Raw genomic sequence first — 9,787 nt, forward strand, 5'->3', positions numbered from 1 at the left:
CGCCCGGTTACATTCCGAACCCGGAAGCTAAGCCTCACAGCGCCGATGGTACTGCAGGGGGGACCCTGTGGGAGAGTAGGACGCCGCCGAACAATTTTTCTAGAGAAGCCCCCGCCGGGAACCGGACGGGGGCTTCTCTGTTGTAAGGTCAACGTGCAAAAGTTGCCACACGTGACAGGAGGCCCCCGGGTGGAGGTCCAGGAGACGCGGGTCCAGACCGATCGCGTCCTCACCATCCCCAACCTGCTGAGCATGGGCCGGCTGGTCGGTGTTCCGCTCTTCCTCTGGTTGATTCTCTGGCCGGTGTTCGGCGGGCCGAAGAACGACGGGTGGGCGTTGCTGATTCTGATGCTCAGTGGCATCAGCGATTACCTGGACGGGAAACTCGCCCGCAGGTGGGGGCAGATCAGCCGGGTGGGGCAGCTTCTTGATCCATTGGCGGACCGGCTCTATGTGCTCTCGACGCTCGTCGGCCTGACCTGGCGCGAGATCCTGCCGTGGTGGTTGACGGCGATCCTGCTGGCGCGGGAGCTGTTTATCGCGGCGCTCCTGCCGATTCTCAACCGGCACGGCTACGGGCCGTTGCAGGTGAGTTTCCTGGGGAAGGCCGCGACATTCAATCTGATGTACGCCTTTCCGCTTCTGCTGCTCGGTTCCGGGGACTCCTGGATCGCGCGGCCGGCCGAGATCGTGAGCTGGGGCTTCATCTGGTGGGGCACCGTCCTCTACTGGTGGGCCGCCATTCTTTACGCGGTTCAAGCGCGACAGATCATCAAGGCCGGTTCCACCCCCTCGGCGTCCACTGTCTGAGACGTGATCTGAGAGAAGTCCCACGGCGTCACGGTGCGTCGGACGATACCTTCCGGGTAGACACCCTCTGGAACGGTTTGATGGACCTGCAGGGTCCACCACCGCGAAGGAGGACGCACCCGTAATGAAAGCCGTTGTTATGGCAGGGGGCGAAGGTACTCGACTCCGCCCGATGACCTCCAGCATGCCGAAGCCGCTGCTTCCGGTCGCCAATAGGCCGATCATGGAGCACGTGCTTCGGCTGCTGAAGCGGCACGGTCTCTCCGACACCGTCGTGACCGTCCAGTTCCTGGCCTCACTGGTGAAGAACTACTTCGGTGACGGCGAAGAGCTGGGCATGCACCTCACCTATGCGAACGAGGAGACTCCGCTCGGCACCGCGGGAAGTGTGAAGAACGCCGAGGACGCCTTGCGGGACGATTCCTTTCTGGTGATCTCCGGCGATGCGCTGACCGACTTCAACCTCTCGGAATTGATCGAGTTCCATCGCAGTAAGAACGCACTGGTCACGGTCTGCCTCACCCGGGTACCGAATCCCCTGGAGTTCGGGATCACGATCACCGATGAGGAAGGCCGGGTGGAGCGGTTCCTGGAGAAGCCGACCTGGGGGCAGGTCTTCTCGGACACGGTGAACACCGGTATCTACGTGATGGAACCCGAGGTCTTCGACTACGTCGCGGCGGGTGAGTCCGTCGACTGGTCGAGCGACGTCTTCCCGCAGCTGCTCAAGGAGGGCAAGCGGGTCTACGGGTACGTCGCCGAGGGCTACTGGGAGGACGTGGGCACCCACGAGAGCTACGGCAAGGCCCAGGCGGACGTCCTGGAGGGCAAGGTCGAGGTCGAGCTCGACGGCTTCGAGATCTCGCCGGGCGTCTGGGTGGCGGAGGGCGCGGAGGTGGACCCGGAGGCGGTCCTGCGCGGGCCGCTGTACATCGGGGACTACGCCAAGGTCGAGGCCGGCGTGGAGATCCGCGAGCACACCGTGCTGGGCAGCAACGTGGTCGTCAAACGCGGTGCGTTCCTGCACAAGGCGATCGTCCACGACAACGTCTACGTGGGACCGCAGAGCAATCTGCGCGGCTGCGTGGTCGGCAAGAACACCGATGTGATGCGGGCCGCGCGGATCGAGGACGGCGCGGTGATCGGGGACGAGTGTCTGGTCGGCGAGGAGTCGATCATCGCCGGGAACGTCCGGGTCTACCCGTTCAAGACCATCGAGGCCGGCGCGGTCGTCAACACCTCGGTGATCTGGGAGTCCCGGGGCCAGGAGCACCTGTTCGGGGTGCGCGGCGTCTCCGGGATCCTCAACGTCGAGATCACGCCGGAGCTGGCCGTCCGGCTGGCCGGGGCGTACGCGACGACGCTGAAGAAGGGGGCGACCGTCACCATCGCGCGTGACCACTCGCGGGGCGCGCGGGCACTCAAACGGGCGATGATCTCGGCCCTCCAGACCAGCGCGATCGACGTCCGCGACCTGGAGAACGTGCCGATGCCGGTGGCCCGGCAGCACACCGCGCGCGGCAGCGCGGGCGGGATCTTCCTGCGGACCACCCCCGGAGTGCCGGACTCGCTGGACATCCTGTTCTTCGACGAACGCGGGGCCGACCTCTCCCAGGCCGGCCAGCGCAAGTTGGACCGGGTGTACGCGCGCCAGGAGTACCGGCGGGCGTTCCCCGGCGAGATCGGGGACCTCACCTTCCCGTCCAGCGTCTTCGACTCCTACGCGGGCAACCTGCTGCGGACGGTGGACACCACGGGTGTGCGCGAGGCGGCGCTGAAGGTGGTCGTGGACACCGCGCACGGCAGCGCGGGGCTCGTCCTGCCGAGCATCCTCGGCCGGCTCGGGGTGGAGGCGCTGAGCGTCTCCAGCGGGCTGGACGAGGCGCGGCCGACCGAGGACGCCGAGGTGCGGCGGGCCGGGCTGGCCAGGCTGGGCGAGCTGGTCGCCTCCTCGCGCGCCGCCTTCGGGGTCCGGTTCGACCCGGTGGGCGAGCGGGTGGCCTTCGTGGACGAGCTGGGCCGGGTGATCGACGACGACCGGGCGCTGCTGGTGCTGCTGGACCTGGTCGCCGCCGAACGGCGGAGCGGGCAGGTCGCGCTGCCGGTGACCACGACCCGGATCGCCGAGCAGGTCGCGGCGTACCACGGCACGCAGGTCATCTGGACCACGACGACGCCGGACGACCTGGCGAAGGCGGCGTCCGCGGAGGGCACGGTGTTCGGCGGGGACGGGCGCGGCGGTTTCGTCGTCCCGGAGTTCAGCGGGGTGCTGGACGGGGCGGCGGCGTTCGTCCGGCTGGTCGGGCTGGTGGCCCGGACCCAGCTCACGCTGAGCCAGATCGACGCGCGGATCCCGCAGGCGCACATCCGCCGGCGGGACATCGCGACGCCGTGGGCGGCCAAGGGCATGGTGATGCGCTCGGTGGTGGAGGCGGCCGGCAGCCGTCGGCTGGACACCACGGACGGCGTCCGGGTGGTCGAGGCGGACGGGCGCTGGACGCTGGTGCTGCCCGACCCGGCCGAGGCCACCACCCACCTGTGGGCCGAGGGACCGGACGACGCGGCGACCGAGGCGCTGCTGGACGAGTGGGCGGCGGTGGTCGACGGCGCCGGGAGGTGACCGGCTGAGCGGTGGGGCGGGGCGGCGGTGGACACCGTCACCCCGCCCCACTGTCCGTTTCGGGCGGTTGGTCACGGTCCTCCGGATTTGGTATGTCCGCAGGTCAGGGGGCGTGCGCCGGGCCGCCGTCCGACATGGGACGATGGTCCGCATGTCAGCGACGCCGAGGCCGAGTGCCAGCAGTGGACGGTACAACCGTCCGGATGCCTCGATGTCCCTGCTGACCAACGTGATGGACCACAGCCTGGACGAGGGGTACGCCGAGGCGGCCGCCGCGCGGGGCGGCGACGGGCCGTACCGGATACCGGGGACGGCGCGCGGGCTGCTGACGCTGGGGGTCGGGCTGGCCCTGGTCGGCGCGGTCATCACGGCCGGGGCGGTGAGCGCGCACAAGGCGGAGCCGACGCTGGCCAAGGAGCGCGACGCCCTGATCCACCGGATCAACGACGCCAACGGCTCGGCGGACCACCTCCAGAAGCAGGTCCAGGACCTGCGGCGGAAGGTGGAGGGCGCCCAGCGGCAGGCGCTCTCCTCGGGGGAGGGCGACCCGGCGGCGCTGCTGGTCGGCGCGGTCGGCCTCGGCGAGGTGACCGGCCCGGGGGTGAAGCTGGTGCTGGAGGACGCGGCCGGCACCGGGGCCGGCGGGAACGTCGACCCGCGGGCCGGACAGGGCTTCTCCAACAGCGGGCGGCTGCGCGACCGCGACCTCCAGCTGGTGGTGAACGGGCTGTGGGCCTCCGGCGCGGAAGCCGTCTCGATCAACGGCCAGCGGCTGACCGCGCTGTCGGCGATCCGCGCGGCCGGTGAGGCCGTCCTGGTGGACAACCGGCCGCTGGTGCCGCCGTACACCGTGCAGGCGCTGGGTGACGGGCCCCGGCTGATAGGCGCCTTCGAGAGCGCCATGGCCGGCCAGTACCTGCGGCTGTTGCAGGAGAAGTACGGCATCAAGTCGACCATCTCCGCGCAGAAGAACCTCACACTGCCCGCGGCCGTCGGGGTCACCCTGCGCACCGCCCAGCCGGCCGTTCCCGATGCCTCGCCGACCGCGAGTCCGACCGCCGGCCCGAGCGCGAGCCCGAGCGGCAGCGCGAGCCCGTCGCCCTCGGCGGCGCCCTCCGGTTCGGTCAGCCCGTCCGCCGAGGCCTCGCCGTCGGCGAAGCCGAGCGGGACGGCGACCGGGAAACGCTCACCGAGCCCCACGGCCAGAACCACGACCACCAACCCGCCCTCCGCGACCACCACCGGGTCGCCCTCCGCAGCGACAGGAGCAGCTAGACCGTGATTGCCGTACTGGGTCTCGTGATCGGGGTCGTCGTCGGACTCTTCGTCCAGCCCGAGGTACCGGACGCCGTCGTGCCGTACCTGCCGATCGCGGTGGTGGCGGCACTGGACGCGGTGTTCGGCGGCGTCCGCGCGATGCTGGACGGGATCTTCGACGACAAGGTGTTCATCGTCTCCTTCCTCTCCAACGTGGTGGTGGCGGCGCTGATCGTGTTCCTCGGCGACCAGCTGGGCGTCGGCTCGCAGCTGTCCACCGGTGTGGTCGTCGTCCTCGGCATCCGCATCTTCTCCAACGCCGCGGCGATCAGGCGTCATGTCTTCCGCGCCTGAGCCGGGCCGCGAGCGGGCGGCGGAGGAGAAGACGGACGGATCGGCAGGAGATGTCGTGCGCGCGGAGCAGGAGAAGCGGGGGGAAAGTTCCGCGGACGGGGCGGTGACCGGGTCGGCCGCGGACGGGGCGTCGGAGCAGGCGCCCGGTGAGACGGTCGGGAAGGCGCTTGGGAAGGCGGCCGGGAAGGCAGCCGAAGAGGCAGTCGACAAGGTGGCCGAAGGGGCACCGGAGGAGTCGGTGGTAGCGCCCGACACCGAGCCCGAGGTCGCGCCCGAGGTCCCGGTCGCCGGGTCCCGGTCGGAGCCTGCGCCCGGACGCGCCCCCGAGGTGTCGCCTGCGCCCGCGCGTGCGCCGGAAGTGACGGCGGAGACGCCTGATGCGGCCTCCGACACGCCGGAGCCCCGCCCGAAGCCCCAGCCGCTGCCCGCGCCGGCGCCCGTACCGCTGCCCGTGCCGGAGTCCCCGCGGGAGGCCGCGCCGGAGCCGGAGGAGGAGTCCGAGGAGGACCCCGAGGAGGCCGGGCCGGCGCCGATGTCGGTCTCCGCGCAGGCGGTGGACCGCCACTCCGGCCGGCGGCGGCTGAAGGCCGCGCTCTGGCCGCCGCGCCTGTCGCGCGGTCAGCTGGTGGTGGCCGTGCTGCTGTTCTCGCTGGGTCTGGCGCTGGCGATCCAGGTCCGCTCGACCAACGACCACCACAGCCAGCTGCGCGGGGCGCGCCAGGAGGACCTGGTCCGCATCCTCGACGAACTGGACAGCCGTCAGCAGCGTCTCCAGCAGGAGAGAGCGGAGCTCGAGCAGTCCCTGGCCAAGTTGGAGAACAGCTCCAACCAGGCCAAGGAGGCCCAGGAGCAGACCAGGAAGAAGGCGACGGAACTCGGCGTGCTCGCGGGTACCGTCAAGGCCACAGGTCCGGGCATCGTACTGACGGTCGATGATCCCCAAGGGCAGGTGAAGGCAGATATGCTGCTGGACACCCTGCAGGAACTACGAGCGGCGGGGGCGGAGGCGATTCAGATCAACGATGTGCGCGTGGTGGTCAACACCTACTTCACGGACGTGTCCGGCGGCGGTGTGCAGATCGACGGCAAGAAGGTCTCGGCGCCCTACCGCTTCACCGTCGTGGGGAACCCGCAGGACCTCACACCCGCGCTGAACATCCCGGGAGGTGTGGTCCGTACGCTGGAGAGCCATCAGGCGCGCGCGACCATCGCCCCGCAGCAGAAGGTGCTCGTCGACGCCGTCGTCGATCCGAAGACGCCGCAGTACGCCAAGCCGGCTCCGAAGTGACCATCACACCCGGAGTGCCACACCCGCCGACCCGGTCCACGAACGGGTCCGCGGTCTGTCCGAGGTTCCCACCCTGCCCCACGGGCGGGTCTGTCACACGCAAGGGGATTCGCCCGTGAGTTTCTTCTCGAAGTTGTTCGGTCGCAACAAGGGCCGCGACGCGGCCGCCGCGGAGGCGCCCACCGCGCTGCACCGCCGCGACGACGAGCCCGCCGTGCCGGGCATGCGCCCCGCTCCGGAGGGCGTGGAGTACGCCGAGCGTCCGCTGTTCCGGGACGGCGCCGGTGCCCAGTACGCGGGGAATCCGGCGGGCTACGGCGCGTCGGTTGACCCCTCCGGCGCCCCGCGCATAGGTTTCCCGTCAGCACCCTCAACCTCTGGTGGAGGGTTTGCTCCGGACCCGTACGCCGGGCACAACCCCTCGGGTGTGCCGCGCCAGGAGGGTGTGAACATGGCTGGCCCCACTCCGTGCCCCAGGTGCGGCAACCAGAACCCGGCCGCGGCCCGCTTCTGTTCCAACTGCGGTACGGCGCTGCGCGGCGGCCTGCTGCCCGAGGGGTCCGCCGAGACCACCTCGACCATCTCGATCTCGGGCCTGGAGTCCTACGACCCCAACACCACGACCGGGACCGGCACGCCGGCGCTCTCGGCCGAGGTGCTGGCCGCGATCGACGCGCTGCCCCAGGGCTCGGCCCTGCTGATCGTGCAGCGCGGCCCGAACTCGGGCAGCCGGTTCCTGCTGGACTCGGACAAGACCACGGCCGGCCGCCACCCGCAGGGCGACATCTTCCTGGACGACGTCACCGTCTCCCGCCGGCACGTGGAGTTCCGCCGGACGCCCGGCGGCGGCTTCAGCGTCGCCGACGTCGGCAGCCTCAACGGCACCTACGTCAACCGGGAGCGGATCGACGAGGTCGCCCTGAACAACGGTGACGAGGTGCAGATCGGGAAGTACCGGCTGGTCTTCTTCGCCAGCCACAACCGGGGGTACTGAAACCAACGTCGGCAGGAGCCCGAGTGAGTCCGAACACCCCTTCCTCTCCTCTCGGGGCGGCCACCCCCGCGCCGTCCGGTCCGTCGTCGGACCAGGGCGCGCGGGGCGTGGTCGCGGCCCCCAGGCAGCCGGCCCGTCCGGACCGGCCGGCCGGGCGGCGGCGCGGCGGTGACGAGCTGTTGAGCATCGGCGCGGTGCTGGCCTTCCTGCACGACGACTTCCCCGAGGTCACCATCTCCAAGATCCGGTTCCTGGAGGCGGAGGGCCTGGTCGAGCCGCGGCGCACGCCCTCGGGGTACCGCAAGTTCAGCCCGGCCGACGTCGAGCGGCTGGCCTACGTGCTGCGGATGCAGCGCGACCACTACCTCCCGCTGCGGGTGATCCGCGAGCACCTGGACGCGATCGAGCGCGGCGAGAGCCCGCCGGCGCTGCCCGGCTCCGCCGACGCCCGGCCGGGGCCGCTGGAGGAGGCGGACCGCGAGCTCACCGCCTCGGCCGAGGCCGCCACCGGGGTCCGGCTGGGCCGGGCCGAGCTGCTGGCCGCCGCCGAGGCCGGTGAGGCCGAGCTGGTGGAGTGGGAGTCCTACGGACTGGTCGCGTCCGGGCCGGACGGCGGGTACGACGGCGAGGCGCTGCAGGTCGCCCGGCTGGTCGCGGAGCTCGGCCGGTACGGGCTGGAGCCGCGCCACCTGCGGGCCATGAAGGCCGCCGCCGACCGGGAGATCGCGCTGGTCGACCAGGTCGTGGCGCCGCTGCGGCGGCACCGGAACCCGCAGACCAGGGCCCATGCCGAGGCGACCGCCCGGGAGCTGGCCACGCTCTCCGTCCGGCTGCACGCGGCCATGGTCCAGGCGGGCCTGAAGACCCGCCCCTGACCGGCCCGCGGGCCGCCGACCGCCCCGCCCACCGCGCTGACCAGCGCCGTCGGCGCTGCGCTTTCATATCCGGGGCGGGAGCCATAGGGTTGCCTGTGTGAATGAGCTCGACGTCGTGGGTGTCCGGGTGGAGATGCCTTCCAACCAGCCGATCGTGCTGCTGCGGGAGGTCGGGGGCGATCGGTACCTGCCGATCTGGATCGGTCCCGGCGAGGCGACCGCGATCGCCTTCGCCCAGCAGGGGATGACGCCGGTGCGCCCGCTGACGCACGACCTCTTCAAGGACGTCCTGGAGGCGCTCGGCCAGCAGCTCACCGAGGTCCGGATCACCGATCTGCGCGAGGGCGTCTTCTACGCCGAGCTGGTCTTCGCCGGCGGGGTGGAGGTGAGCGCCCGGCCGTCCGACGCGATAGCGCTGGCGCTGCGCACCGGTACGCCGATCTACGGGAGCGAGGAGGTGCTCGCCGAGGCGGGCATCGCGATCCCGGACGAGCAGGAGGACGAGGTCGAGAAGTTCCGCGAGTTCCTCGACCAGGTGTCCCCGGAGGACTTCGGCGGGAGCGGCCCGCAGTAGGGCGCGGGACCGGCCGGAGGCCGGTCGGGGAGCCACTTCGGGACAGGCCTGGGGCCGGTGTGCCGGAGTCGTCCAATCGTTTTGCCAAAAAGCGTCGACCTACCCACACTAGGGGCACGAAAAACCACTCTCCTGAGTGATGTGGTCTGTTCGGCCCGGCGTGGCGATCGTTGACGGGTCATAGGGGACTGCCTACCGTCAGGAGGGGCTGCCCGGGTGTCCGACGCCCGTGGTCTGGGTTGCCCGCAGCACGAGTGGACGGAGGTAGGCATGACCGGCACCGGCGATGAAGCGGCCGTGGGAGGCCTGTGCACCGTGCACATGCCGCGCACCGCCCGCACCGTGACCGAACTGCCCCGGACGGACGTGTCGAGGATGGGCCGCTTCCCGGCGGTGCAGCCCGGCCAGCCGGCCATCGAGCGGCTCGCGCCCACGTCCGAGCTGATCGGCTACCGGGGGCCGACCGCCTGCGCGGCGGCCGGGATCACCTACCGCCAGCTGGACTACTGGGCCCGGACGGGCCTGCTGGAGCCCAGCGTCCGCTCGGTCTACCCGGCGAGCAGTCAGCGGCTCTACAGCTTCCGCGACATCCTGCTGCTGAAGATCGTCAAGCGACTGCTGGACGCCGGGGTGTCCCTGCAGAACATCCGGGTGGCGGTCGCCCATCTGCAGTCCGCCGATGTGGCCGACCTGGCCGGGCTGACGCTGATGTGCGACGGCGCGACGGTGTACGAGTGCACGACGGCGCAGCAGGTGGTCGACCTGCTGAAGGGCGGTCAGGGCGTCTTCGGGATCGCGGTCGGCGCGGTCTGGCAGGAGCTGGAACTGACCCTCGGGCGGCTGCACGCGGAGCGCACCGACACCGGTGAGACCGTGGTCGGCCACGACCCGGCGGACGAGCTGGCGCAGCGCCGGTTCCGGGCGGTCTGAGCGCGCCCCGGCGCGGTACGTGGACGAAAGCCGTGGGCCCGATCCAGATCGGCAGGTACCGATCGCCCCCGACCTCCCGCAGCAG

At 71.2% G+C, this 9,787-nt stretch carries 9 protein-coding genes and 1 rRNA gene; all 10 read left to right on the forward strand.

Going from position 1 to position 9,787, the window contains the following annotated elements:
* Positions 1-92 (forward strand): 5S ribosomal RNA (rrf, locus tag AB0N76_RS38095); the annotation flags it as partial.
* A gap of 97 nt (positions 93-189) precedes the next feature.
* Complete coding sequence (locus AB0N76_RS38100; RefSeq protein WP_363565435.1) at positions 190-810, forward strand: CDP-alcohol phosphatidyltransferase family protein; 621 nt, start codon at positions 190-192, stop codon at positions 808-810.
* A 124-nt stretch (positions 811-934) separates the two neighbouring features.
* Complete coding sequence (locus tag AB0N76_RS38105; RefSeq protein WP_363565436.1) at positions 935-3,430, forward strand: mannose-1-phosphate guanyltransferase; 2,496 nt, start codon at positions 935-937, stop codon at positions 3,428-3,430.
* A 211-nt stretch (positions 3,431-3,641) separates the two neighbouring features.
* Positions 3,642-4,712: a DUF881 domain-containing protein gene (locus AB0N76_RS38110; RefSeq protein ID WP_363565437.1), complete on the forward strand. Its 1,071-nt coding sequence runs from the start codon at positions 3,642-3,644 to the stop codon at positions 4,710-4,712.
* Positions 4,709-5,041, forward strand: coding sequence for a small basic family protein (locus AB0N76_RS38115; RefSeq protein WP_266273207.1), 333 nt, complete (start codon positions 4,709-4,711; stop codon positions 5,039-5,041). Before AB0N76_RS38110 ends, AB0N76_RS38115 begins: the two co-directional genes overlap by 4 nt.
* A gap of 358 nt (positions 5,042-5,399) precedes the next feature.
* Positions 5,400-6,329 (forward strand): DUF881 domain-containing protein, encoded by a 930-nt coding sequence (locus AB0N76_RS38120; protein ID WP_363565440.1) that lies wholly within the window; start codon positions 5,400-5,402, stop codon positions 6,327-6,329.
* 115 nt (positions 6,330-6,444) lie between these two features.
* Positions 6,445-7,323 carry an FHA domain-containing protein gene (locus tag AB0N76_RS38125; protein WP_363565438.1) on the forward strand — a complete coding sequence of 293 codons (879 nt, stop codon included), beginning with the start codon at positions 6,445-6,447 and terminating at the stop codon, positions 7,321-7,323.
* A 176-nt stretch (positions 7,324-7,499) separates the two neighbouring features.
* Positions 7,500-8,198, forward strand: a complete 699-nt coding sequence (locus AB0N76_RS38130; RefSeq protein WP_363565441.1) for a MerR family transcriptional regulator — start codon at positions 7,500-7,502, stop codon at positions 8,196-8,198.
* A gap of 97 nt (positions 8,199-8,295) precedes the next feature.
* On the forward strand, positions 8,296-8,772 hold the full coding sequence (locus AB0N76_RS38135; RefSeq protein WP_030303568.1) for a bifunctional nuclease family protein: 477 nt from the start codon (positions 8,296-8,298) through the stop codon (positions 8,770-8,772).
* 270 nt (positions 8,773-9,042) lie between these two features.
* Entirely contained in the window at positions 9,043-9,702 is a 660-nt protein-coding gene (locus AB0N76_RS38140) for a MerR family transcriptional regulator (protein WP_363565439.1), read from the forward strand.
* The last annotated feature ends 85 nt before the right edge of the window (positions 9,703-9,787 follow it).

It is taken from the genome of Kitasatospora sp. NPDC093806 (genome assembly GCF_040683335.1).
Classification (GTDB): domain Bacteria; phylum Actinomycetota; class Actinomycetes; order Streptomycetales; family Streptomycetaceae; genus Kitasatospora.